Origin of the sequence: Gramella sp. Hel_I_59 (assembly GCF_006714895.1) — a bacterium.
In the GTDB taxonomy this organism is placed as follows: Bacteria; Bacteroidota; Bacteroidia; order Flavobacteriales; family Flavobacteriaceae; genus Christiangramia.
Map to the genome: position 1 here is coordinate 410,017 of NZ_VFME01000001.1, position 24,494 is coordinate 434,510.

At 39.9% G+C, this 24,494-nt stretch carries 18 protein-coding genes; 8 read left to right on the top strand and 10 right to left on the bottom strand.

Features of this window, described 5'->3' with window-relative positions; genetic code table 11:
* Window positions 1-101: 101 nt before the first annotated feature.
* Both JM79_RS01915 and JM79_RS01920 read left to right on the top strand, forming a co-directional pair.
* Window positions 102-2,696 (top strand): TonB-dependent receptor plug domain-containing protein, encoded by a 2,595-nt coding sequence (locus tag JM79_RS01915; protein ID WP_260443349.1) that lies wholly within the window; start codon window positions 102-104, stop codon window positions 2,694-2,696.
* Window positions 2,697-2,717: 21 nt separating this feature from the next.
* Window positions 2,718-4,079 carry a DUF5689 domain-containing protein gene (locus tag JM79_RS01920; protein WP_260443350.1) on the top strand — a complete coding sequence of 454 codons (1,362 nt, stop codon included), beginning with the start codon at window positions 2,718-2,720 and terminating at the stop codon, window positions 4,077-4,079.
* Between the two features lie 51 nt (window positions 4,080-4,130).
* Here the strand turns inward: JM79_RS01920 and JM79_RS01925 are convergent, their stop codons facing one another.
* A complete protein-coding gene (locus tag JM79_RS01925; RefSeq protein WP_260443351.1) occupies window positions 4,131-6,014 on the bottom strand; it encodes a hypothetical protein in 1,884 nt (627 codons plus the stop codon).
* Window positions 6,015-6,170: 156 nt separating this feature from the next.
* Complete coding sequence (mfd, locus tag JM79_RS01930) at window positions 6,171-9,548, bottom strand: transcription-repair coupling factor (RefSeq protein ID WP_141876551.1); 3,378 nt, start codon at window positions 9,546-9,548, stop codon at window positions 6,171-6,173.
* 139 nt (window positions 9,549-9,687) lie between these two features.
* Between mfd and JM79_RS01935 the strand changes: the two genes are divergently transcribed.
* Together JM79_RS01935 and JM79_RS01940 are read left to right on the top strand one after the other, a co-directional pair.
* The gene (locus JM79_RS01935) at window positions 9,688-10,089 is read left to right on the top strand and encodes a DoxX family membrane protein (protein WP_141876552.1); all 402 of its coding nucleotides are present in this window, start codon (window positions 9,688-9,690) and stop codon (window positions 10,087-10,089) included.
* A gap of 26 nt (window positions 10,090-10,115) precedes the next feature.
* Window positions 10,116-11,471 carry an NAD(P)/FAD-dependent oxidoreductase gene (locus JM79_RS01940; protein WP_141876553.1) on the top strand — a complete coding sequence of 452 codons (1,356 nt, stop codon included), beginning with the start codon at window positions 10,116-10,118 and terminating at the stop codon, window positions 11,469-11,471.
* Here JM79_RS01940 and JM79_RS01945 read toward each other — a convergent pair.
* From JM79_RS01945 to JM79_RS01970, 6 genes are all read right to left on the bottom strand, one after another.
* Window positions 11,468-12,265: a tryptophan-rich sensory protein gene (locus JM79_RS01945; protein ID WP_141876554.1), complete on the bottom strand. Its 798-nt coding sequence runs from the start codon at window positions 12,263-12,265 to the stop codon at window positions 11,468-11,470. The two genes, JM79_RS01940 and JM79_RS01945, sit on opposite strands and share 4 nt — an antisense overlap.
* Before the next feature lie 12 nt (window positions 12,266-12,277).
* On the bottom strand, window positions 12,278-12,907 hold the full coding sequence (gene pdeM / locus JM79_RS01950; protein ID WP_141876555.1) for a ligase-associated DNA damage response endonuclease PdeM: 630 nt from the start codon (window positions 12,905-12,907) through the stop codon (window positions 12,278-12,280).
* A 1-nt stretch (window position 12,908) separates the two neighbouring features.
* On the bottom strand, window positions 12,909-14,051 hold the full coding sequence (locus tag JM79_RS01955; RefSeq protein WP_141876556.1) for a methionine aminotransferase: 1,143 nt from the start codon (window positions 14,049-14,051) through the stop codon (window positions 12,909-12,911).
* An 86-nt stretch (window positions 14,052-14,137) separates the two neighbouring features.
* Window positions 14,138-14,881, bottom strand: coding sequence for a succinate dehydrogenase/fumarate reductase iron-sulfur subunit (locus JM79_RS01960; RefSeq protein WP_141876557.1), 744 nt, complete (start codon window positions 14,879-14,881; stop codon window positions 14,138-14,140).
* A gap of 59 nt (window positions 14,882-14,940) precedes the next feature.
* Window positions 14,941-16,944, bottom strand: coding sequence for a fumarate reductase/succinate dehydrogenase flavoprotein subunit (locus JM79_RS01965; RefSeq protein ID WP_141876558.1), 2,004 nt, complete (start codon window positions 16,942-16,944; stop codon window positions 14,941-14,943).
* 3 nt (window positions 16,945-16,947) lie between these two features.
* Window positions 16,948-17,664 carry a succinate dehydrogenase cytochrome b subunit gene (locus tag JM79_RS01970; RefSeq protein WP_141876559.1) on the bottom strand — a complete coding sequence of 239 codons (717 nt, stop codon included), beginning with the start codon at window positions 17,662-17,664 and terminating at the stop codon, window positions 16,948-16,950.
* A 265-nt stretch (window positions 17,665-17,929) separates the two neighbouring features.
* Between JM79_RS01970 and JM79_RS01975 the strand changes: the two genes are divergently transcribed.
* Genes JM79_RS01975 through JM79_RS01985 form a run of 3 tightly spaced genes read left to right on the top strand, consistent with a single transcriptional unit; the run spans window position 17,930 to window position 19,647 of the window.
* Window positions 17,930-18,439, top strand: a complete 510-nt coding sequence (locus JM79_RS01975; protein WP_141876560.1) for a DinB family protein — start codon at window positions 17,930-17,932, stop codon at window positions 18,437-18,439.
* Window positions 18,440-18,442: 3 nt separating this feature from the next.
* Window positions 18,443-19,360 carry a J domain-containing protein gene (locus JM79_RS01980; RefSeq protein ID WP_141876561.1) on the top strand — a complete coding sequence of 306 codons (918 nt, stop codon included), beginning with the start codon at window positions 18,443-18,445 and terminating at the stop codon, window positions 19,358-19,360.
* Entirely contained in the window at window positions 19,357-19,647 is a 291-nt protein-coding gene (locus JM79_RS01985) for a chaperone modulator CbpM (RefSeq protein WP_141876562.1), read from the top strand. The genes JM79_RS01980 and JM79_RS01985 overlap by 4 nt, the downstream gene beginning before the upstream one ends.
* Before the next feature lies 1 nt (window position 19,648).
* On the opposite strand, the gene JM79_RS01990 is transcribed toward JM79_RS01985, so the two are convergent.
* Together JM79_RS01990 and JM79_RS01995 are read right to left on the bottom strand one after the other, a co-directional pair.
* Complete coding sequence (locus JM79_RS01990) at window positions 19,649-20,167, bottom strand: GNAT family N-acetyltransferase (RefSeq protein WP_141876563.1); 519 nt, start codon at window positions 20,165-20,167, stop codon at window positions 19,649-19,651.
* Between the two features lie 12 nt (window positions 20,168-20,179).
* Window positions 20,180-23,038, bottom strand: coding sequence for a glycosyl hydrolase (locus JM79_RS01995; protein ID WP_141876564.1), 2,859 nt, complete (start codon window positions 23,036-23,038; stop codon window positions 20,180-20,182).
* 117 nt (window positions 23,039-23,155) lie between these two features.
* Between JM79_RS01995 and JM79_RS02000 the strand changes: the two genes are divergently transcribed.
* Entirely contained in the window at window positions 23,156-24,448 is a 1,293-nt protein-coding gene (locus JM79_RS02000) for an aminopeptidase P family protein (protein WP_141876565.1), read from the top strand.
* Window positions 24,449-24,494 lie beyond the last annotated feature (46 nt).

The window sequence follows — 24,494 nt, forward strand, 5'->3', positions numbered from 1 at the left end:
TAGATGCAATCACCCAGGTGCCCTTACCCCAGGTTAAAATTGCAAGAGAGAAATCTTTTAATGAGACGTTCTCAGACCCTGAAGGAAAATTTTCCTTGGGAATGGAAAGTATTTCAGAAAATGAGATTATTCTCCTGGTAACCAGATCGGGTTATCTGAGTAAAAGAATACCTGTAAGTCAGAATGGAATTATGGAGCTGGATCTTTCCACCATTTCACTGAGTCCAGATTCCAGTCGCGATCTCACCTTTCAAAATACTATAAGTCTTTCAGATGCTGATGTAATGGAAGATGAAGCCGACTTTGATAATATTTCAGGTATTCTTCAATCCACCCGGGATGCTTATCTAAGCGCAGCTGCATTTGATTTTAGTCAGACTTTTTACAGGGTACGGGGCCTCGGATCGGAATATGGCAGCTTGATGATTAATGGAGTTGAGATGAACAAAGTATTTGATGGCAGACCTCAATGGAGTAATTGGGGAGGACTTAATGATGTACAGAGAAACCAGGTTTTCAGTCCTGGTGTATCTCCTTCAGAATATGATTTTGGAGATCTTGGTGGTACTACGAATATAATTATGCGTGCATCACGTTTGGCTAGCGGTGGTAGAATTACTGCCTCAGGTTCAAACCGAAGTTATACCGGTAGACTTATGGCAACTTACGCAAGTGGTGAGAAAAATGGTGGCTGGTTTTATGCATTTTCTATAGGACGGCGTTATGCCAGTGAAGGTTATATGGAAGGGACTCCGTTCGATGCAAACTCTATTTACCTGGGTTTGGAAAAGATCATCAATAAGGAGCATGCACTTAATTTCACTGCGATCTATACGCCAACACTTCGTGGGAAATCTGCACCACTTACAGAAGAGGTTGTTGAAATTAAAGGAAAGCGCTATAATCCATACTGGGGTTTACAAGAGGGTATGATTCGCAATAGCAGGATGAAAGAGATCAAAGAGCCGATTTTTATGCTCAATCATTTCTGGAATCCTTCTGAAAATGTACAACTCAATACCAACCTCTCTTACCAGTTTGGTGAGGTATCTAATACCCGTATAGATTATGGAGGTACTAGCTTCGTCGATTTTGATTCACAACGTACCTACTTAGGTGGAGCTTCAAATCCAGATCCCGTTTATTACCAGAAGTTACCAGGATATTTTCTAAGATTTAAAGGTTTCGAGGATTATCAGAAAGCTTATCTCTCGGCAAACGAATTGAGAAATAATGGACAGTTCAACTGGGCCAACATTTATGAAGCCAATACTAATCCTGATGCTTTGTACGCTCTCGCGGCAGATGTCAATCAGGATCGGAGTTTGATTGCTAATAGTATTCTGAACTGGCAATTATCTTCCAGCCTGCAGCTAATTACAAGCTTTAAAGCTTCATCTCTAAAAAGCCATAATTTTGGCAGGATCGAGGATCTCTTTGGCGCATTCAGTTTTCTGGATGTAGAGGTGTTTTCAGACTTCTCTCAGAATGACCTGCGTAATCCCGATCGAAAAGCACTGGAAGGGGAGAGTTATAAGTACGATTATGATCTAGAAGCTCAAACGGCTGAAGTTTTTGCTCAGCTTCAAAAGCAGTGGAGAAGTATGGAAATTAGTATCTCCGGGCAGGTTTCGACCTCAAGCTTCAATCGTATTGGGAATTACCAGAATGAAGAATTCATGGCGAATTCTTACGGTAGTTCTAAGCATATCGATTTTCTTACTTCAGGTATAAAAACAAACTTACTTTATAAATTTTCGGGACGTCAAAGTCTGGAGTTTAATCTGGCAGTCTTCTCAAAAGCTCCATTACTGAAGAACATTTTCATTAATCCAAGGCAAAATAACACCATTGCTCCCCGAGTTTCCGAAGAAATAATTACTGCTTCAGATCTTAGTTATCGCTATCGCACGAATCTTTTCAACTTTAGACTTACCGGTTACGTCCAGCAAATAGCGAATAGTAGCGAAGTTTCTTTTTATTATACAGATGGACTATCAGGTCTGGGCAGAGAGAATTCCACAGCTTTCGTTCAGGAGGTGCTAACCAATATGGATAAACAATACCTTGGAATTGAACTAAGTTCAGAATACCAGGTAACTTCAACGATAAAGCTGAAGCTGGCCGGAGGAAGCGGACAGTTTATATACAACAACAATCCTGCTCTTAGCCTGTACTCCAGTTCTTTTGAAGATTTGAATTATGAACAATCATTCCTTAAAGGTTACCGCTTACCAGGTGGTTCACAATCTGCGTTTCAACTAGCTTTCGAATATAGGGATCCTGCATACTGGTGGTTTGGTGTTTCGCAAAATTACTTTACTGGCGCATTCATAGATGTGAGTCCGTTGAGTAGGACTTCAAATTTTCAAAAAGATTACGATGGTTTGGAGATCGTGGAATACGATGCGGAAGTAGCAAGAGAATTATTACGGCAAGAGCAGTTTGATCCTTATTTTCTCACGAACATCATTGGGGGTAAAAGCTGGAGAATAAAGGATAAGTACCTCGGTTTATTCGCTAGTATAAATAACGCACTCAATACCAATTTTAAAACTGGTGGTTTTGAGCAGGCGCGGAATGCTAATTATAGAACTTTAAAAGTGGATAGGGATCGCGAGGTTCCAATCTTCGGAAATAAATACTGGTATGGAAACGGCACCAGTTACTTTGTGAATTTAAATCTTAGATTTTAATATATGAATAAAACATGTTTGATGATTTTTCTTCTGGCTATGACTTTTCACGCTTGTGTGCCAACAGATGATTTTGAAGTCCCGGAACTTGTAGAGGACAGTATATCCATAGATGGAAATTTCACCAGTATTGCCGCAGTTAAGGGTAATTATAAAATAGAGACTGGAGAGATTCATAATTTCAGGGATACCGATACATGGTTTGAAGCTTATGTGATCAGTGATGATTCCGGAGGGAACTTTTATAAAAAGCTCGTTTTACAGGACAAAGCTCAAAATCCTCAATCTGGAATTCAGATTCCGGTTGATGACAATTCCCTGCATCAAACTTATAACTTCGGAAGAAAAGTTTATGTTAAGCTCGACGGTCTTAGTCTTGGATTTAATAATGGTGTTTTACAATTAGGTATTCAGAATAGGGGAGATGTGGTGGCAATTCCTTCTTCGTTAATTGATGATTTTATCGTAAGATCTGAAATCACTTCTGAAATCATTCCGAAGAAACTTTCTATTTCTGAGTTTTCAGAAGAGACTAAGAACCTCTATGTAGAAGTACATGACATTCAATTTGATATCAACCTGGTACGTGAAGCAGAGAGTTTTTCGTTCGCATCTCACAGGTACGATGAGTATGATGGTGAAAGACAATTGGAAAGTTGTACAACTGGAGAGACTGCATTTTTAAGTACCAGCACTTATGCGAATTTTAGATCTTTAATGCTGCCTTCAGGCTCCGGGAATATCAAAGGAGTTCTTAGCCGCAATTATTATGACGAACATTTTGTGCTAATAGTAAATGATCCAACCGCTCTGGATTTTGATGGTGAGAGATGTGATGATCAATTCTTCAAATGCGATTCTGAAGGCATTTTTAATAGAAATGTGATCACGGAAGAGAATTTTGATGGTGTAACCTCCAATACAACGCTTGCCTCCAGAAAGTGGACCAATATCAATGTGAGTGGTGGGGAAAAACGCTTTACACCTACGATGGTAAACGGCAATCGATTATTGAGGATCTCTGCCTACAATACGCTAGAGAATCCACTGGAAGCATGGCTGGTATCTCCGTTGATCGATATCTCCAGTACCAGAGCGAATCTTGTAACCTTTGATCTGCTTGCTTCCTACGATAACGGCATGTTCTTAAAGGTATTTTTCACTCAGGATTTCACTGGTGATCCTAGAACTACGGAGTGGAAGCTACTTGATGCCGCGATACCTTATGGACCATCAGGAGGATCTGGTAACGTCTTCAAAACTTCAGAAATAGATATTTCCTGTCTGCAAGGAAAGGTTTGGATAGGATTTAGATATCTGGGGGCTGCACCAGATAAAACCACTACGTATGATCTCGATAATTTCAGGGTTCTGGGAAATTGAAAAAGCTATAGGAAAGCAGTTAATTTATCTAATTTTTTCCAGCGGTAACTACTAATTAAAAAGCACTGTTCTGGGCTTACCTAAATTAAAATTCTGGAAACCGAAATCATTGGTTTCAATAGAATTCGTTTTAAAAATATTAGGTCCCTGTCCTGGGATTTCAGGGTAGAAAGAAAAAGATAGCTGAAAGTTGTTGAAAACCAGATAGTCGTTTCGAATTATAAAACCAACGCCGATGGAAGAATACAGGTCATTTGTACCGAGATTGGAGTTCTTGAGTATACCAGCGGTATAATTTAAAAAAGGATTTAATCTGAATCCAAAAAGATCCCAGGGCGAGTAAAATTGAGTTTGTAGTTCCAGAACATACTTTTCAGTTCCTATAAGATCACTGTTAAAACCTGCGATACGCGCCCCGGTTGTTCTTCGGTAATCACTTCCATAGCTACCACTAAACCTATTATACTCATCTATGGTCAAACGGTCACCTACAGAATTCATTCTATCAACCCCTATAATAAATTGAGGTTTTACAAACTGTCTCATTTTCCATTTTTCGCCTAAACCTATGAGATTTGTGAAATAATTAGCCTGGAAAGAATAAGCGGTTTGTTCGGTTTTTGAGCCATTGAAGTAACTTCCAGCTTCAAAGTTGGTGCTAATGTATCCCCAGTCGAAGTAATTTCCAAAGGAAGCTCTGGCGCCCAGATACATCCTGGACTGCTGATTCTTATTCTGGAATCCGCCGGTTAAAGCATATACTTTTCCCACCGGGACATCTTCAGTAATACCATCATTAAAGATATACTTATCCTGAACGAATTGTCTGGAAGATATACCAACGCTGGCTAGATACCTTGTCTCGTCTCCAAAATAGTTAATACTATCATATGCAGCCGAAGGGGACTCTTTAAAATTCACATCCAGAAAACCAAGACTGGTAATAAGATTAGTACTTCGTTCCTTTTCAGAATTTCCTTTAAAAAGGCGATAGGAATGGCCTGCCCAGTAATCCTGGGATATATATTTGAAGTTTTGATCTTCAAATTCTAAAGCCGAATTCGGTAATTCTACCTGTCTGTATTGTTCATCTATATAAAATCCTGCCGCCCATCTCGTAAATGGAGAATAGAATTCTCTTTCTATAAAAATACTTTTACGATAGAATTCATTAAAGTCGCTTTGATAACGAATTTCTCCAGTTATAAAGGTGTTCTTAATGTTTGGAACCCGGTAGATACCGGAATAGGCATTTTTACCATCACTTAACCTGTTCGCAAAACTAAAATTAAGCTGGTGCCCAATCCCTACGATATTATACTCTTTAAGAGTAACCTTGTTCTCATTAGTTGAAAACACGCCCTGTGGTGTAAGACTCCACGAGTCCAGAGCCAGGATCTTGACATCTACAGAGTCAGAATTTTTTATAGCATGAGCAGTAATTTTTACTTCTCTTATGTATTGCTGTGAACGCAGTAACCTCTCAGATTCATCTAAAAGCAAAGTATCCAGGTCATCGTTCTCATCCAGCAAAAGAAAATTTCGAATAGCAAAATCTTTAGATTTTATATGGATTTGATTTCCGGTTCTTTCGACCCAGCTGTTAGCAGTTTCCGTAGAATCTGTGAAGGAGAAACCAAATGGATCTTTAGTTTCAATAATAACATGTCTAATGGGTCTTCCTTCAAGTTCTGAATAGTCCCTGTACTGCTTTTTTACTTGCTTTTTCGGTTTTTTAGTAGTCGACTTGAATAATAACTGATGAACCCTTTTAGTAATCTTTCGCTTTTCTGAAAATCGTTCTAATCGATCATATATATTTGTTGTATCCTTCTTCTCAGTCTTTTCGCTCTTTTCAGTTTTTTCCTCTTCCTGCGCCTGAAGTTGTAAACTAAAAAATAAAATGGTGCAGACGGACCATAGAATTTTAATCATGGTCTTACGGGAAAGGATAGAATATTTGGGGTCTTTCAACAAATTAAATCAAACCTCTTAAGAAAATTTCTACTGAATTTAGAGTGTCACGAAGTCAATCAAGGTCAAATTCATGCTGCCTCAATATTATGAAATCTAATTTGTTCTGTACAAGCTTTACGCCAATTCTTCTTTCTTCTCTCTAAAATCCAAAGGCTCAAGTACTTTCAGAGCTTTATCAATAGAACTTATCCTGTCAAAAGTAAGTAATAGTCGTAGTCCGTTTCGGGTTTGTTTCTCCTTCATAGTGCAGTTTTGCTTATGTGTCTGCACATATTGTAGCACCTTGGTGAAGTTAGCAGTTTGATAGAACCTTGAATTTTGATCTGCAATAAAATAACCAACCATTTTATTCTTTTTCAATACCACTCTTTCAAGCCCTATTTTGGCAGCGATCCATTTGATTCTAACAGAATTTAGAAGATCAACGGCCTGTGTAGGTAATTCACCAAACCTGTCTTCCAGCTCCGCTTCAAATTTAAGTAGTTCTTCTTCCGTAGAAAGCTCGTTCAGTTTAGTGTATAAATTCAGTCTCTCTGCGATATTATTGATATAATCATCGGGGAACAGTAATTCGAAATCGGTATCAATCTGTGTGTCCTTGACGAAATCTTTCAATTCCACATCTTCGGTTTCAGCATAAAGATCACGGAATTCATTTTCTTTTAATTCCTCGATCGCTTCGTTCAGGATCTTCTGATAAGTATCAAACCCAATATCGTTAATGAATCCGCTCTGGTCCCCTCCAAGAAGGTCTCCAGCACCACGAATCTCAAGATCTTTCATGGCAATATTGAATCCACTTCCTAATTCAGAGAACTGTTCCAAAGCTGTTATCCTTTTACGCGCATCTTCGGTCATTACTGAATATGGCGGAGTAATGAAGTAACAGAATGCCTTTTTATTACTACGTCCAACCCGGCCCCGCATCTGGTGAAGATCTGATAATCCAAAGTTATTCGCGTTATTGATAAAGATCGTATTAGCTTCAGAAACATCAAGTCCGCTTTCAACGATCGTAGTAGAAACGAGCACATCAAATTCCCCATTGATGAAGCTCAGCATTAATTTCTCCAGTTTCTTACCTTCCATTTGTCCGTGTCCAACCCCAATTTTAGCATCTGGAACCAGTCTTTGGATCATCCCGGCAACTTCCTTAATGTTCTCCACTCTGTTGTGAATAAAGAAAACCTGTCCTCCACGCTGAATTTCATAAGAAACAGCATCACGAATGGTTTCTTCAGAAAAACGAATGATATTTGTTTCTATAGGATAACGGTTTGGAGGCGGAGTGGTGATCGTGGATAGATCCCTTGCAGCCATCAAACTGAATTGTAGCGTTCTTGGAATTGGCGTCGCAGTTAGAGTAAGTGTATCTACGTTTTCACGAATCGTTTTTAGTTTATCCTTTACGGCAACACCAAATTTTTGTTCCTCATCAACGATCAAAAGTCCGAGATCTTTGAATTTGACAGCTTTACTTACCAGCTGGTGCGTACCAATGATAATATCCACTTTCCCATCGGCCAGATCTGCCAGAGTTTCGCGGCGTTCTTTTGCGGTTCTAAACCTGTTCAAATAATCGATTCTTACCGGGAAATCTTTCAATCTTTCGGTAAAGGTTTGATGGTGTTGAAAAGCAAGAATAGTGGTAGGAACCAGGATCGCCACCTGCTTGTTGTTGTCTACCGCCTTAAATGCTGCACGAATCGCGATTTCCGTCTTTCCGAAGCCAACGTCCCCGCATACAAGCCTGTCCATAGGTCTCTCACTTTCCATATCCTCCTTTACCGCTGCCGTAGCCGAACTTTGATCTGGCGTGTCTTCATACATAAAAGAAGCTTCCAGTTCATGCTGAAGATAAGAGTCAGGATCATATTTGAAACCTTTTTCGAGCCTGCGTTTCGCGTATAATTTTATAAGATCGTAAGCAATATGTTTTACACGTGCCTTAGTCTTTTTCTTCAGGTTTTTCCAGGCGTTGCTTCCAAGTTTGTAGATTTTAGGCGGCTTCCCGTCTTTTCCGTTAAACTTCGAAATTTTGTGTAGCGAGTGAATGCTCAAGTAAAGGATATCGCGTTCGCCGTAGATCAATTTGATCGCTTCCTGTTTCTTTCCTTCCACATCGATCTTCTGGAGTCCGCCAAATTTCCCTATTCCGTGGTCAATATGTGTTACATAATCACCCACCTCAAGATTCGTAAGTTCCTTAAGCGTGATCGCCTGTTTCTTGGCATACCCATTTTTCAGATTAAATTTATGGTAGCGCTCAAAGATCTGGTGATCTGTATAGCAAACCATTTTTGAATCTTCATCGATAAAACCCTGAAACATGCTAAAAACCGGGGTCTGATAATCTACCTTTTGATCCTGATCTTCGAGAATATCGTTAAACCTGCGTGCCTGCTGATCACTTACACAACAAATAAAATTCTTGTAACCAGCTTCCTGGTTTTCTACCAGGTTTTCAATAAGTAGATCGAACTGCTTATTAAAGGAAGGTTGTGGTTTGGTATGATATTGTATTTCAGTTTTAGGCTTAAGAAATGCAGTATTGCTTAGTTCTACTGCAGTAAAATTGAGTAGTTCTTTTTTTATTAGCGCTCCGTCTGAAAAGAGCTCTACAGGTTCACTATGTTTTACCTCTTCGGAAAGTTTCTCAAAAGCTTCTTTAGCTTTACTGAAGAGCTTGTCGGCCTGGGCAGAAAGCAGGTCCAAATTTTTTATAAAAACAGCAGTATCTGCTGAAATATATTTTAGAAAACTCTCCCTGATCTCGTTGAGCTGTTTATTCTCAACATTGGGCATTACCGAAATTTTCTTTTTCTTATCTGTTGAAAGTTGGGTTTCGACATCAAAAGTCCGGATGCTGTCCACTTCATCCCCAAAAAATTCTATTCTATAGGGCTCATCATAACTAAAGCTAAAAACATCAATAATTCCACCTCTTACTGAAAATTCCCCAGGTTCTGTGACAAAATCAACCCTTTTAAACTGATATTCAAAAAGAACTTCGTTTACAAAATCTATCGAAAGCTCATCGCCTACAGATATTTTCAAAGTACTTCGATCCAGTTCCTTTCGCGTAACTACTTTTTCAAAAAGAGCATCAGGATAGGTAACAATGACTGCTGGCTTCTTCCTGGAGTTGATTCGATTTAGAACTTCAGCTCTCAGCAGTACATTTGCATTATCAGTCTCTTCGATCTGGTAAGGTCTTCTATAAGAACCGGGATAAAAAAGCACGTTTTTCTCACCCACCAGTTGCTCAAGATCATTCAAATAATAGGCTGCCTCTTCCTTGTCATTAAAGATCAGCAAAAACGGACGTTGCACATCTCTGAAAGCGCCTGCAGTCACGAAAGATAACGCAGAACCAACGAGTCCTTTTAGATGAATATTAGACGTTTTATTTTCAGAATAGGCAAGGGCATTTTGCAATTCCCTTTGTTGTGGGGATTGTGCAAAATTCTGGGCGATAAGTTTTGTACTCATTAACGCAAATATAAATTCAAGTAGGCTGCCTTACAACCAGATGACCCATTTTTAACGATTAAATAGCATACCCGGGATTTTACCAAATTGATAACACAAGAACCGCCATGCATTCTATAACTTCCCCTGAAAATTAAGTATGGACCATAAAAAGCTAGCTTACTTCTTTGCCAGGATCACGCTGGGAGTAAATTTCAGTATCCATGGGTTGGTTCGACTGCCAAAACTTCAAGGCTTTGCTGAAGGAATAATGAAAGGTTTCGAAGGGACTATGCTTCCGGAATTTATGGTGATCCCCTTCGCTTACGCAATCCCGATAGTGGAATTAATTTTAGGGATAATGTTGTTACTGGGGCTATATACGAATAAAGCGCTGGCAACTTCAGCAATATTAATGATTGTTCTAATTGCAGGTAGTGCTTTTAAGGAAGACTGGGGAGCTGTTAGTACCCAGATGTTGTATGCTCTATATATTTTTTTCCTGATCTTTTTTCAGGAGAATAATTCGTGGAGTCTTATAGCTAACAAGAAAACTGACTAAAGAATTACAAGTAGAGAAATATAATTATGGGAATCGATAAATTTGATGTTTTTGTTATTGGAACCGGGACTGCCGGGAAAAGTGTAGCGAAAGAATGTGTGGAGGCTGGGTTAAAAGTTGCGATAGCAGACAATCGTGAATTTGGAGGAACCTGCGCAAATCGCGGTTGCGATCCTAAAAAAGTACTTGTAGGTCTTACAGAAATACTGAACAGGTCTCAGAATATGCTCGGCAAGGGTATCGAGAAGATGCCAGAATATAGCTGGAAAGACCTTCAGGATTTCAAGAAAAAATTCGTGGACGCTGTACCTGCCGCTACAGAGCAGGATCTTGAAGCGCTGGATATTAAAATGTATCATCAATCTCCAAAATTCCTGGATGAATCCACGATCTCAGTAGAAGGAAAGACCGTAAAATTTGACAAGCTGGTGATTGCTACCGGAATGAAACCTTTAGAATTGCCTATTCCAGGAAGGGAACTGGCCATTAATAGTGATGACTTTCTGGAATTGAAAGAATTACCTGAAAGCATGATCTTTATTGGTGCGGGTTATATAGGAATGGAGTTCGCTCATATTGCGGCCAGATGCGGAGTAGAAGTTACGATAGTGGATAGCGAAGAATCCCCTTTGAGTAATTTTGACGAGGATATGGTTAAATACCTGAAGGAATCTTCAGAAGAGCTGGGAATTAAATTTGTGATGAATGCGAGGGTAGAGGAGATAGAGAAGCTTCAAAAGAACCTGAGAGTTACTGCAGATCAAAATGGTAAGAAGGTCGAGCTCAAAGCCAGATGTGTTGTAAACGCAGCCGGCCGTGTGCCTTCCATTGATGAACTGGAGTTAAAACAGGGGAATGTAGACTTCTCGAAAAGAGGTGTACTGGTTAATAAGAATCTTCAGAGTATTTCAAATTCAAACGTTTATGCCTGTGGAGATGTTTCAGCAAGTGAAGGCTTGCCGCTAACTCCACTTGCATCACAAGAAGCACGTGTTGTGACCGCCAATATCATGGATCTGGACAGACCGCATGAGTATGATTATCCGCCACAACCTTCAGTTGTATTTACACTTCCTAATGTAGCTTCCGTAGGTTTAAATGAAAAACAGGCGAAAGAAAAAGGATATGATTTTCGAGTGAAGATGAGTGATGCCAGTGACTGGTTTAATTCAAAAAGAATTAATGACAAAGTCTATGCCTATAAAACGCTGGTAGATAATGAAACTAACCTGGTTCTGGGTGCTCATCTGGTAGGTAACGAAGCCAGCGAAACCATTAATATGTTCGTGATGGCGATGTGTGGAAAACTGGACTGCGCGACTTTAAAAGGTATGATCTTTACGTATCCAAGCTGGTCCAGCGATATTAAATCGATGATTTAAGCTTTTTCACCTTTCATCATTCGGTATAAGGGCTGCTTTTTTCTATTCTTGAAACCGTGGTAGGATATATTTAAAAAGATAAGAAGAGCTCCTGCTGCGGCTGAGTAGGCGATCACATCGTACTGTCCTATTTGCTTTACGTAAATAGCGATGAGAGCCCAGACTCCAACAGCAGCAAATTCCCGCATATTTCGTTTGTAGATCATGGTGATGTTTAGAGCTACTGTAATCAGGATCATTAAGAGCGTCCATTGAACTTCAGAAAGAAAAGCTCCATCCCAGCCGGTTTCTTTCAACCATGCCGCGGTATTGGCAATTGCTGCTACTGCTATCCATCCTGAGTATAAACAAATTGGCCACCAGTAGAACGCAATGATTTTAAATGGAGGATCTGTTAACTCCATTTCTGTATTGATGATGATCTTGCATAATTTCGCCAGGATCAGGAACATAATTACAACAGAAAGGCCTGGGAAGTCATACAACCATGCAAGGCTCCACAAACAAGTACCAATATTGGCAACAATAAACCAGAATTTTGTCCTTTTGATAAACTTCGTGTGTTTTCCGTTGCCAAAGGCCTGAATAAGCATATACACAGAAAAGGCTAATAGAGACAGAAATATCACACCCCAGATTGAAAAAGCATACCCGGCCGGGGTAAAAAGATTACTGTATTTATCACTCATTTCTCCAATCGTTTTACCATTGATCTCTCCTGTCTGGGTGTAGTAGGTGAAAGCGATGGTGATAATAACAGAAATAAAATTGGCAACAGCTAGTTTCTTGATCATAAGAATGGGGGATTATTGAATGGGAATCACTTCTTTACCGGTTATAGCGAATATACGATCTCCATCTTCAGGTTGCATAAAATAATTCCCGGTAAATTCTCCAAAAGCGGGGAGAATCATCTGGTTGGTACTTTTGTAAAAACACGGTAATTTCAGCATTTGTCTGCCGAAACCAAATAATTTATATCCCGGGTGAATATGTCCGCATAAATTAAATAAACCTTCATGCTCTTCAGGATGATGGGTTAGCATGAATTTTTCAATTTTTAATTCCTGATAGATCTGGATGCCGAGTTCCTGGTAACGTAATGGTGAAATTATATCATGGTTTCCGGCAACCAGGTGAACCTGATTGTCGATAGAAGTAACCCATTCTTCAAAGATTTGCCATTCCATATTGAGCGAAGAATGGAATAGGTCACCAAGAAAAATGATATGCTCCGGGTCAAAGTCTTTTCGTATCCTATCCAGCCTGTCGAAATTTTCTACGATTGCCTGATAGGGTACTGCGCTTCCATGTTTTCTGAAGTGTGTTACCTTTCCAAGATGAACATCTGCCACCAATAGGATCTCCTGTTCCGGCCAGTACGCAACGCCTAGCGGGTGCAGTACGAAATCCTGTTCAAGGATACGGATATTCATATTATAGTGAGCATAAAATTTCAGCTGCCTTTTCTAAGGTGTCATTTGTTTTGGCGAAGCAAAAGCGAAGCTGAGAATGATCTTTTTCGTCTATATTAAATACTGAAACCGGGATAGCCGCAAGTTGGTGTTCCTTTACCAGTCTTTTAGCAAAATCGGTATCTTTTTCCGTAGTTATTTCTGAAAAATCGAGCAATTGAAAATAAGTGCCTTTCGATGGTTTGCTTCTGAATTTTGAACCGGAAATAAGCTTTAAAAAGGAATCTCTTTTTTCCTGGTAAAAACCTGCAAGATCGAGATAATGTTCCGGTTGCTTCAGGTATTCTGCATAGGCACGTTGCATAGGATGATTTACAGAAAAAGTAGTGAGTTCATGGATTTTCCTGATCTCTTTCATCAGCTCTTCAGGAGCTACACAATAACCGGTTTTCCATCCGGTATTATGAAATGTCTTTCCGAAGGAACCGCAAATGATACTTCTTGTTGAAAGTTCCGGAAACCTGGAAGCACTTTGATGAATCGTCCCATCAAAAATTAAATGCTGGTATACCTCGTCACTTAGTAATATGATATCAGTATCCTTCAGAAGTTCTTGCAATTTCAGCATATCTTCTTCGGAAAGAACTGTACCTGTTGGATTATGCGGAGTATTAATGATGATCATCCTGGTGCGATTCGTTATAGCACTGGCAACTTCTTCCCAATCCACCCTATAGTCACTGCCTTTCAACTGGATCTGTACAGGGATACCTCCTGCTAACTGAATCGTTGGCTCATACGAATCGTATGCCGGCTTCAGCACAATGACTTCGTCATCTTTTTGCACCAAGGCCGTTATGCTATTATAAAGTGCTTCTGTTGCTCCTGAAGTGACCGTGATTTCAGTTTCAGGTTTGTAATATCTTCCGTAGAGATCATTGAATTTCTGGGAAATCATTTCCCGCAATTCCAAAACTCCGGCATCTGGCGGATACTGATTATGGCCCTCCTTCATTGCTTTGGTCACAAGGTCTTTAAGTTTTTGATCGGTTTCGAAATTAGGAAAGCCCTGAGAGAGATTGATCGCATCGTATTGCTGAGCCATTTTACTCATCACAGAAAATATACTGGTTTTGCTTCCGGGTAATTTCGATTCCAACTTCATAGACTTTATTTCAATTACTGATTTTAAGGTATAAAAAATCCCGAACTAAAATAGTCCGGGATCTCTATTTATGTTGATGCAAGGGTTTATTTAACCGATGCTTTCAGGTAATCTCTGTTCATTCTCGCGATGTTCTCTAGAGAAATTCCTTTAGGACATTCGATCTCGCAGGCACCTGTATTTGTACAGTTACCAAATCCTTCTTTATCCATTTGCTCTACCATGGCCAGCACTCTACGGTCTGCTTCAACTTCACCCTGAGGTAATAGTGAGAACTGACTAACTTTTGCTGAGGTGAACAACATTGCACTTGCATTTTTACAAGCGGCAACACAGGCTCCGCAACCAATGCAGGTCGCAGCATAAAAAGACATATCTGCACTTTCCTTATCTACAGGAATAGAGTTAGCATCCTGGGTGTTTCCTGAAGTATTTACAGAAATATACCCACCAGCCTGCTGAATTCTGTCAAAAGAGGTGCGGTCTACTACAAGATCCTTTATTACCGGAAAAGCTTTAGCTCTAAATGGTTCGATCACAATAGTATCACCATCCTTGAATTTTCTCATGTGCAACTGGCAGGTGGTCACTCCACGATCTGGACCGTGAGGTTCTCCATTGATCTGCAGGTTACATGAACCACAAATACCTTCTCTACAGTCATGATCAAATGCTACAGGCTCGTCACCCTTAGCGATCAACTGCTCGTTAAGCACGTCCATCATTTCCAGGAAAGACATATCATCAGATATATCGGTAACCTGGTATGTGGTCATTTTTCCTTTAGTTTCGGCGTTTTTCTGGCGCCATATTTTTAATGTAAGGTTCATACTTTTAGTATTGAATAATTAGAAATGAGATTGTTCGAAACGAATCCCAGATCTCAAATCTATTTATAACTCCTTGTTTTTACTTCGATATCCTCGTAATCAAGTTCCTCCTTATGAAGTATCGCATCGGCTGGTTTCCCAGTATATTCCCATGCGGCTACATACATAAAGTTCTCGTCATCTCTAAGTGCTTCTCCTTCCTCGGTTTGATGCTCTTCTCTAAAGTGACCACCACAGCTTTCTTCCCTGTGTAGTGCATCCTTCGCGAACAATTCTCCAAGTTCAAGGAAATCTGCTACACGACCAGCTTTTTCAAGTTCTGCATTCATTTCGTTCGCAGTACCAGGTACTCGAACATCTTTCCAGAATTCTTCTCTTAAAGCCTGAATTTCAGAAATTGCTTCCTTCAATCCGGTAGCATTTCTCGCCATTCCTACTTTGTTCCACATGATCTTTCCTAAGATCTTATGGAAGTGATCTACAGATTTAGTTCCGTTAGTGTTTACCAGCTTTTCCAGTTGAGCTCTAACCTCATTTTCAGCAGCTTCAAATTCAGCAGTATCAGTTGGGATTGCTCCGGTTCTAATATCTTCTGAAAGTGAATGTCCAATTGTATAAGGAAGAACAAAATATCCATCTGCAAGACCTTGCATCAATGCAGAAGCCCCCAGTCTGTTGGCTCCGTGATCTGAGAAGTTAGCTTCCCCAATCGCGAAACATCCTGGAATTGTAGTTTGTAAATTATAATCAACCCAAACACCACCCATGGTATAATGTACAGCTGGGTAGATCATCATTGGAGTTTCGTAAGGATTTTGATCTACGATCTTCTCGTACATCTGGAAAAGGTTACCATATTTGGCTTCCACAACTTTTTTACCTAATTTTTGAATATCGGCATCTGAAGGATTGTTCAGTTTTTGGGTAGTAGCTGCTTCCTTACCATATCTCATGATCGCAGCGCTAAAGTCCAGGTAAACTGCTTCTCCAGTTTTATTTACCCCAAAACCAGCATCGCAACGCTCTTTGGCTGCTCTGGATGCAACATCACGCGGCACCAGGTTACCAAAAGCTGGATATCTTCTTTCCAGGTAATAATCTCTTTCTTCTTCGGATAGTTCGGTCGGTTTTTTCTTTCCGCTACGAATTGCCTCAGCGTCTTCTTTTTTCTTCGGAACCCAGATTCTACCATCATTCCGAAGTGATTCAGACATCAACGTCAATTTTGACTGGTGATCTCCTGAAACCGGAATACAGGTTGGGTGAATTTGTGTAAAGCAAGGATTCGCGAAATACGCTCCTTTCTTATGTATTTTCCAGCTAGCTGTAACATTACTTCCCATCGCATTGGTAGAAAGGAAGAATACGTTTCCATATCCCCCTGAAGCGATTACAACTGCATGGGCAGAATGTCTCTCCAGTTCACCAGTAACCAGGTTTCTGGCGATGATTCCTCGAGCTTTTCCATCTACCTTGACTACATCAAGCATTTCATGCCTGTTGAAAGTCTGGATCTTTCCACGGTTGATCTGGCGGTTCATTGCTGAATATGCTCCAAGCAACAACTGCTGTCCTGTTTGTCCTTTAGCATAAAAGGTTCTTGATACAAGAACTCCACCGAAAGAACGGTTATCTAAAAGTCCACCATATTCACGTGCGAAAGGAACTCCCTGCGCGACGCACTGGTCAATAATGTTTCCAGATACTTCTGCCAGACGATAAACGTTGGATTCTCTCGAACGGTAATCTCCACCTTTGATAGTATCATAGAAAAGACGGTAAACAGAATCACCATCTCCCTGATAATTTTTTGCTGCATTGATACCACCCTGAGCTGCGATTGAGTGAGCTCTACGTGGAGAATCCTGGTAGCAAAATGTTTTTACATTATATCCAAGTTCTGCGAGCGTTGCTGCTGCGCTTCCCCCGGCTAAACCTGTACCTACTACGATCACGTCTATATTACGTTTATTCGCAGGGTTTACAAGGTTGATATCGTTTTTATGATTAACCCACTTTTCTGCCAATGGGCCTTTAGGTGCATTTGATTCAAATATTCCCATAGCTTAAATTTTTTCTAGTACAAAGTGAATATAAAAAGGAATAACAGCGAATGCGAGCGGTACTAGTACTGCAAATGCATAACCTGTTTTTCTGATAAATCCATTGTACTTAGGATGATTAACACCAAGTGATTGAAATCCACTTGAGAACCCGTGTGACAGGTGAAAACCTATTGCCAGCATCGCTACTGCATAGGCGATCGCCCAGAGTAAACCATATTGTGCATCCTGAAAGGTTTTGATCGTCAGGGTATAAAGATCTTTAACTTCCTCGCCATTTGCCGTGGTGTAATAAGTATCATCAAGACCTCCAAACTTCATCTCTGCCCAGAACATGGTCATGTGAATTACGATAAAAGCAAGAATAACCGTTCCAAGGATTCCCATGTTTCTTGAAGACCATTTACTGTTAGTAGATGGTTTAAAGTTTACATATCCCTGTGGTCTTGCCTTACGATTGTGGATCGTTAGTAACAATCCATCGATTGCATGAAAAATGATACTAATGTACGTTACGTAGGATAACACTTTAACCGCAGGATTGGTAGTCATGAATAACGCGTATTCATTAAATTGGTCTCTTGCCATATCACTAACAGGTAGTAGAAGTTGCAGATTTCCAAATAAGTGACCTACTAAAAACAGGCACAGAAAAAGGCCGGTGAAAGCCATCCAGTATTTTTTTGCCAGTGATGACTTTAAAAGCGCAGATTTCGCCATAAATGTTTAGAATTATTTTTATATAAGTGCAACAAAAATACGCTTCATTCTAATTTTTAACAAGCTTTCCAAGTCTTTTTCCTGTCTATTTAGACTTAATTTAAAGTACTTTATAATTTGTTGAATCTTTGAAATACAGCGGCTTCCCGAAATTCATTTTCAACGTTTGTTAAATTCAATTTTAGCATGAGTCTGAGGGTTTTAGCAAAAGCTTAACTGAGGCTCCATATCAAAATTTTGTAATTTCACTTTTCACTGAAAAATTATGAAAGAAAGAACCGAGCAAATAATTCAGAAATTATCCGAAACATTCGAAGGAGATCCATGGTTTGGGCAATCCCTAATGCGGAAACTGGAGAATGTACCCTACATCATCGGTTATAAAACCTGTATTCCTAAATCACATAGCGTAGCAGAAATTGTTGCTCATCTAATTTGCTGGAAAAAATTTGTGTATGAAAAGCTAAAGAATAATGAGGATTTTGATATCACTATAGATTCTGAGATGGACTGGCCAGAAATCAAGATCCATAGCAAAAAAGAATGGGAGGAATTAAAAAGAGAACTTGTATCGGCTCAATTCCGTATCTATGAAGCTTTGCGTGAAAAACCTGATGATTCTTATCTAACGGCTAACGTAAGCGGTCGCGAATATGATATGGAATATCTTATTCTGGGAATTCTTCAGCATGATATTTACCATCTGGGACAAATAGGCTTGATTGAAAGTCAGTTAAATAAAACCGAATCTGATAGCGGTGTATTCAAAGCTTAGTACATGGATTTTATAGATTATTATAAATTACTGGAACTGGAGAGATCAGCATCACAGGCTGATATAAAAAAGGCTTATCGAAAGCTGGCCAGGAAATACCATCCAGATCTTAATCCAGATAATAAGGATGCGCAGATAAAATTTCAGCAGATCAATGAGGCGCATGAAGTTTTAAGTGATCCTGAAAAACGTAAGAAGTACGACGAATACGGCAAAGACTGGAAACATGCAGATCAATTTGAGGAAGCTAAACGGCAGCAACAAGCCTCCGGTGGATTTGGCGGAGGCTTTCGGGGCGGTGGGCAGCAATCTTATTCCGGGAATTTTGAAGATGATACCTTTTCAGATTTTTTTGAGCAAATGTTTGGAGGAAGAGCCAGAGCCCAGGGCGCCAATAGAGGAGCACATTTTAAGGGCCAGGATTTTAATGCGGAGTTACAATTGCGCTTAAGTGAGATCTATAAAGATCAGAAGCAAACGCTTACCGTCAATGGTAAATCTATAAGACTTACAATTCCCGCAGGTGTTGAAAACGGTCAAACGATAAAGATAAAAGGACATGGTGGCCCGGGAGTTCAGGGTGGTCCCAAAGGAGATCTGTTTATCACGTTCCAGGTATTTAATGATACTGACTTCCGTAGAGAAAAAGAACATCTTTTTGCTACAGAAAGTATCGCCTTAACCACTGCAATTCTTGGAGGAGAGCTAAAAGTGAAAACATTTGATGGTGAGGTGAAATTGAAAGTAAAGCCTGGAACCGAAAATGGAAGCAAAGTGAAATTGAAAGGAAAAGGTTTTCCGAAGTATAAAACGAAGGGTCAGTTTGGAGATCTTTTTATCACTTACCAGGTCGATATTCCGAAGGATCTGACCGAAGAACAGAAGGAGCTGTTTCAGAAACTTAAAAACACTGGCTTATGAAAGAGGAAGATTTAATCCCAGCAGAGGAAATTTGTGTTCGTTACCAGGTGGAACGGCAATTTGTTACGTCACTTAAGGATAGTGGAATTATTGAGATCGTGACGGTGCAGGAAACTGAATATATACATTGCGATCATCTAGCTCAATTTGAAAAGATGCGCAGGTTGCATGAGGAACTTGAAATAAACATGCAGGGACTTGAAGCGATTAGTCATTTGCTAGGGAAAGTAAAGCATTTGCAATCTGAGAATATAAAGCTCAAGAACAGGTTGGGTCTCTACGAGTAGTTTATAGCTGAATTTGATAAAGCATAAGTTCTGCAGGATCCTTCGGGATTTTGATGTTCTCAGCGTGCTCAAAACCTAGTTTCTCCAATAACCTTTGTGAACCCGTATTATCAAGTCTGGTAATTGCCTGTAAAGCTTTCAAGCTGAAGATATTTTTAGCTGCTTTAACCAGCGTGTTAGTAGCTTCAGAAGCATAGCCTTTTCCCTCGTATTCTGGAAGAAAAGCGAAACCCAGGTCAATTTCCTGAAGTCCTTCCCGATCATATAAACCACAAGCACCTATTTTTACATTATCTACTTTTCGTACCACACAATAATTGGAAAATCCCAGTTCATTTAATTGCGGCAGCATTCTGTCCTTAATATAAACTCTGGCATCTTCAGTATTTCGCAGATTGCGATCTCCAATAAACTGAAGCCATTTGGGAGAATTGTAAAGCCGGAAAATAAAAGCAGCATCATCCAGAGACATAGGTCTCAGTAATAATCGCTCAGTTTCAAAGCTTCGAAATTCTCCCAATTAGCCAGGTTTTTATTTTACTTCAAAAGTAGATTCTGTAGTTGAACCATTCAGTTCCAGGATCATTTTATAAGTGCCCTTCGGAATATAAAACTTCTCGTCCTCAGCTTTAGAAATACTGGTTTTTTCATCCTGCTTTTCTAGTTTTTTAGCTGAAGCTTCTGTAATGCTAAGATCATAAGATCCAGTATTGAAGCCTTTGTCTGCCTCGATATTCATCGTTTGCAGTGTAGTTCCGTCTTCAGTCTTAATCATTAATTTTCCATTTCCTTTCTTTGAAGTATAATAGGTGAATCCAAGTTCAGGAGTATAAGGATCCATCCATTTACTATAGGAATTCCCCCATCTGTTACTGAACCTGATCTCTTTTTCCGAAGAAATCGTTAGCGCGCTTTTGATATCGTCCATATTCATCGCTGCAATTGCAGAAATATCTGCGATATAAAGTGAGCGACCATGAGTTCCCACAACCAGATCCTGTTCTTCTTCCTGAATTCGAAGATCGTGAACTGCTACATTAGGAAAATTGGTGCTAAAAGCCTGCCAGCTATCTCCACGATCCAGGCTTACATATAGTCCGTTATCTGTTCCTAAATAAAGCACATTCTCATTGGACGGGTCCTCCCGAATCACATTTACAGATGACGTTGGTAAGTTCGCACTGATGTCTTTCCAGTTCATTCCGGAATCTTCAGATACATATACATAAGGCTTAAAATCATCAGATCTGTAACCATTTAAACTGGCATAAACACGATCCTTAGAATGTTCAGAAGCGATCACACGCGAAACCCAGAGGTCCTGTGGAAGATCTGCACTTAGTACTTTCCAGTCTGCACCGGCATTGTCACTTCCGTAGATATAACCATCATCACTTCCAGTATAAAGTTTTCCGAATTGAAATGGAGATTCAGAAATTGTAGCCAGAGTTCCATAAGGTACATTTCCATCTTTACCACCAGCGGTAAGATCATTCGAAATACTGGTCCAGTTTTCCCCTTGATCCATACTACGCATCAACTTATTTCCACCCATATAAAGGATGTCCTGGTTATGAGAAGATAGAAGAATGGGCGTTTGCCAGTTGTAGCGATAAGGACTTTCGCCCAATTCGTGTTTAGGGTGTATATAAAGACGCTCGCCAGTTTCTCTGTTTATTCTGAAATAATTTCCAAATTGAAAACCGGTGTATACGATATCAGAATTTCTGGAATCGATCTCCACCTGCATTCCATCACCGCCCATAATACTTTTGTAGTTATAGTCTCCGGAAGCGGCCCATCCATTGCTTTCAGTATTCGTGTGTGGTCCAACCCATACGCCGTTATCCTGAAGTCCGCCATATACATTATATGGTTTTTCATTGTCTACATTGACCGTATAAAATTGTCCAACTGAAGGTGAATTGTTCTTCATCCAGTTTTCACCATCATCATAGGAAATATTGATTCCGCCGTCATTCCCGTCAATTAGATGTCCGCTGCTTTCTGGATTGATCCATAAAGCATGATGATCTGCATGAACATTTTGAGCGTCGATAGAAGAAAAGGTTTTCCCGCCATCTTTGGATTTTAGAATCGGCACTCCATATATATAGATCGCATTTTCATCTTGTGGATCCACATGCACCATCCCAAAATAATAACCATAACTATAATAAAGGTCATCCAGGTAATCCTCATGGGTGATCTTCCATGTTTTCCCGGCATCTGTACTTTTATAGACCTGGGCTCCAATTACGGGAGTATCAAAAAGCTGAGTATTGGCATCTTCCAGGTACGTGGCAAGATCCTGAGGTTTTGCCTCATCTTTCCGGATCATTTCCTTCACTTTCTCTGCGGAATATTTCTTCTGAAAATCATTCGATCTTAGGTAAGTCTCCAGTTCCTTATCATCAAGCTTCAGAAAAGCAGATTTCTTCATATTTCTGAAATCCTCTTTTACAAGTCCGCTTTTATCTGAAGATTTTTTGTCTTCAGACTTTCTTCGATCCTGATTATCTACTATGGCGTAAATCGTATTGGAATCGTAGACAGAAAGACCAATTCTTCCTACTCCGTCGCCTGTTGGAAACCCAGATGCTTCCGTAGAGATCTTTGTCCAGCTATCCCCGGCATCGGTACTTTTATAAATTCCGCTGTTTTTACCACTTTCTCTAAAATCCCATGCTTTACGATCCTTGTCCCAGGCAGCCGCATACATTTCGGTGTAGTTTTGAGGATTTACGGCCACATCGATGATCCCGGTTTGCTCATTGATAAAGAGGTTTTTGTTCCAGGTTTTTCCACCATCTGTAGTTTTATAGATCCCTCGTTCACTGTTCGAGGAGTAGAGGTGACCAGTTACGCCCACTACCACTTCATCAGGATTTTCAGGATTAATTAGAATTCTACTGATATGATGTGAATCTGGAAGACCCATGAATTCCCAGGTTTCTCCCTGGTCTTCCGACTTTAATAAGCCTATCCCGGCATAGGAAGAACGTGAAGCATTCACTTCACCGGTTCCAACCCAGATCGTGCCAGAATTCCAGTCTACAGCGATATCGCCAATATTCTGCGAAGGACTGTTGTCCATTACCGGCGTAAATGAGATCCCGTTATTATTAGTGTACCATAGACCGCCGGTTGCATACGCTGCATAGAATTCGGTTGGATCTTCAGGATTCACCGCAAAATCGGTGATACGGCCACTCATAACACTAGGTCCAATATTCTGGAGCGGAATGTTCTTTACAATGGATTGCTGGTGTAGTTCCTGTTTTTGTTCGAAGCCTTCTTGTAAAGCTTCTCCGCTAGTAGCAGTTTGTTGTGCAATAATAGGAGAGATCCCTATCAAAAAAGCACCAAGAAAATGGTAAGTTTTTTTCATAATTTTTATTGTAGTGCTTAAAAATAGCAAAACCCGAGCATACCTAAAATTTTAAACGCCTTTAATGGCTTTTGGAGTCAAATCCCTTAATTTTGAAGAAATTGAAAAATACTGTTTATGAAATATGATCGAATAGATTCAAAACTCTTTATAAAGAACCGTAAGAACTTTATGGACAAGATGAAGTCTAAAAGTCTGGCGGTTTTTAATTCAAATGATATTTATCCAATTGGGGCAGATAGCACGATGCCTTTTCAGCAAAACAGAGACATCTTTTACCTGAGTGGAGTAGACCAGGATGAAAGTATTCTGGTCCTGTTTCCAGATGCTCCGGAAGAGAAACATAGAGAGATCCTTTTTCTTACTGAAACCAATGAACATATTGCGGTTTGGGAAGGAGCTAAACTTACTAAAGAAGATGCGTTTGATGTTAGCGGTATTCGGACAGTTTACTGGATGAAAGACTTTGAAAAAGTATTTTTTGAAGTAATGACCCAGTGCGATACGGTATACTTAAATACCAATGAGCACTATCGTGCCAATCATGATACCCAAACCAGGGATGATCGTTTTATCAAGTGGTGTAAAGATAAATATCCTGCTCACCAGGTGGCGAAAGCTAACCCGATCCTGCAAAGACTAAGGTCTGTAAAAGATCCTATCGAACTTGATCTAATGCAGAAAGCATGCAACATTACTGAAAAAGCTTTCCGCAGAACTTTAGGTTTTGTAAAGCCGGGAGTTTGGGAGTATGAGATCGAGGCCGAATATTATCATGAAATGATTCGAAACAGATCTAAGGGGTTCGCATACACGCCAATTATCGCAAGCGGTAACAGTGCCAATGTTTTGCATTACGTTGAAAATAATCGACAGTGTAAAGCGGGTGACCTGATCCTTCTTGATACAGGAGCAGAATATGCAAATTATTCCAGTGATCTAAGTAGAACCATTCCGGTTTCAGGCCGGTATTCAGATCGCCAGAAGGAGGTTTATAATGCTGTAAATAAGGTAAAAAAGGAAGCGACCAAAATGCTGGTGCCGGGAACTATGTGGAAAGAATATCATGTTGAGGTTGGTAAGATGATGACTTCTGAATTACTTGCGCTGGGACTTCTGGACAAAGCAGATGTTCAGAATGAAGATCCAGACTGGCCGGCATACAAGAAATATTTTATGCACGGTACTTCCCATCATATAGGGCTGGATACTCATGACTACGGAATTTTGACAGAACCTATGGAAGCAAACCAGGTATTTACCGTAGAACCGGGAATCTACCTTCCTGATGAAGGCTTCGGAATTCGTCTGGAAGATGATGTGGTCATTCAGGATAAAGGAGAGCCTTTCAATCTAATGGGAAATATCCCGATCGAGATCGAAGAAATCGAGGAGATAATGAATTCTTAGAAGAGTATTTTAGGAATTGAAGTTTAGAAATACCGTGAATACCAGC

Bases quoted from the DNA above. Each gene is read 5' to 3' on its own strand.
- JM79_RS01915 (WP_260443349.1), top strand. From the start codon at position 102: ATGGAAAGTATTTCAGAAAATGAGATTATTCTCCTGGTAACCAGATCG.
- JM79_RS01920 (WP_260443350.1), top strand. From the start codon at position 2,718: ATGATTTTTCTTCTGGCTATGACTTTTCACGCTTGTGTGCCAACAGAT.
- JM79_RS01925 (WP_260443351.1), bottom strand. From the start codon at position 6,014: ATGATTAAAATTCTATGGTCCGTCTGCACCATTTTATTTTTTAGTTTA.
- mfd (WP_141876551.1), bottom strand. From the start codon at position 9,548: ATGAGTACAAAACTTATCGCCCAGAATTTTGCACAATCCCCACAACAA.
- JM79_RS01935 (WP_141876552.1), top strand. From the start codon at position 9,688: ATGGACCATAAAAAGCTAGCTTACTTCTTTGCCAGGATCACGCTGGGA.
- JM79_RS01940 (WP_141876553.1), top strand. From the start codon at position 10,116: ATGGGAATCGATAAATTTGATGTTTTTGTTATTGGAACCGGGACTGCC.
- JM79_RS01945 (WP_141876554.1), bottom strand. From the start codon at position 12,265: ATGATCAAGAAACTAGCTGTTGCCAATTTTATTTCTGTTATTATCACC.
- pdeM (WP_141876555.1), bottom strand. From the start codon at position 12,907: ATGAATATCCGTATCCTTGAACAGGATTTCGTACTGCACCCGCTAGGC.
- JM79_RS01955 (WP_141876556.1), bottom strand. From the start codon at position 14,051: ATGAAGTTGGAATCGAAATTACCCGGAAGCAAAACCAGTATATTTTCT.
- JM79_RS01960 (WP_141876557.1), bottom strand. From the start codon at position 14,881: ATGAACCTTACATTAAAAATATGGCGCCAGAAAAACGCCGAAACTAAA.
- JM79_RS01965 (WP_141876558.1), bottom strand. From the start codon at position 16,944: ATGGGAATATTTGAATCAAATGCACCTAAAGGCCCATTGGCAGAAAAG.
- JM79_RS01970 (WP_141876559.1), bottom strand. From the start codon at position 17,664: ATGGCGAAATCTGCGCTTTTAAAGTCATCACTGGCAAAAAAATACTGG.
- JM79_RS01975 (WP_141876560.1), top strand. From the start codon at position 17,930: ATGAAAGAAAGAACCGAGCAAATAATTCAGAAATTATCCGAAACATTC.
- JM79_RS01980 (WP_141876561.1), top strand. From the start codon at position 18,443: ATGGATTTTATAGATTATTATAAATTACTGGAACTGGAGAGATCAGCA.
- JM79_RS01985 (WP_141876562.1), top strand. From the start codon at position 19,357: ATGAAAGAGGAAGATTTAATCCCAGCAGAGGAAATTTGTGTTCGTTAC.
- JM79_RS01995 (WP_141876564.1), bottom strand. From the start codon at position 23,038: ATGAAAAAAACTTACCATTTTCTTGGTGCTTTTTTGATAGGGATCTCT.
- JM79_RS02000 (WP_141876565.1), top strand. From the start codon at position 23,156: ATGAAATATGATCGAATAGATTCAAAACTCTTTATAAAGAACCGTAAG.